This window comes from Paenibacillus sp. EKM10P (assembly GCF_011800655.1).
GTDB lineage: Bacteria > Bacillota > Bacilli > Paenibacillales > Paenibacillaceae > Paenibacillus > Paenibacillus polymyxa.
The window spans coordinates 1-740 of the sequence record NZ_JAALET010000062.1 but is presented as its reverse complement, the minus strand read 5'-3'; the positions used below and the strand labels follow the sequence as shown (position 1 = coordinate 740).

At 53.1% G+C, this 740-nt stretch carries 1 protein-coding gene; it reads left to right on the top strand.

Annotated elements, in window-relative coordinates; genetic code table 11:
- Positions 1-740, top strand: a 740-nt coding sequence (locus HFE01_RS26400; protein ID WP_243208299.1) for a phosphopantetheine-binding protein, incomplete at both ends; no start/stop codon positions are given.

The following is a 740-nucleotide window of genomic DNA, read 5'->3' as shown; positions in this document are numbered from 1 at the left end:
GCGCGGTGGATGCCAGACGGCCATGTGGACTTTATCGGCCGGATGGATGATCAGGTCAAAATCCGGGGCTTCCGGATCGAACTGGGCGAGGTGGAAGCACAGCTGCTGACTGTAGCTGGCATTGAGAAAGCCATCGTCACCGCCTGGGAAAACGAAGACGGAGACAAGGATCTGTGTGCGTATGTCGTAGCCTCGGAGGCGCTGAATTTGCCGGAGCTACGCAGCACACTGCAGCCCAAACTGCCGAGCTATATGATCCCGACGTATGTCGTACCCCTGGATCAATTCCCGCTGACACCAAACGGAAAAATTGATCGCAAAGCGTTGCCAGCGCCAGAAACACGTCTCGAAGGAGGCACGAAGTACGTGGCGCCGCGCACAGAGCTGGAAGAGCAGCTGGTACGTATTTGGCAAAGCGTTCTGAATCATCACCAAATAGGCATCCAGGATAACTTCTTTGAAGCGGGAGGACATTCGCTGCGCGCTACTACACTGATGGCGAAAATCCATCAGGAGCTGAATCACAAGCTGGCCTTGCGAGATATTTTCCAATATCCGACGATTGAGCAATTGGTACAGGTGATGGGTGAAGATCAGACCCAGCAAACGTATGTATCCATACCTGTTGCAGAGGAGCGCGAATATTACCCCGTTTCCTCGGCACAAAAACGGATGTACGTTCTGAGTCACCTGGAAGGTGGAGAGGTTAGCTACAACATGCCAGGAGCTTTGATTATCGA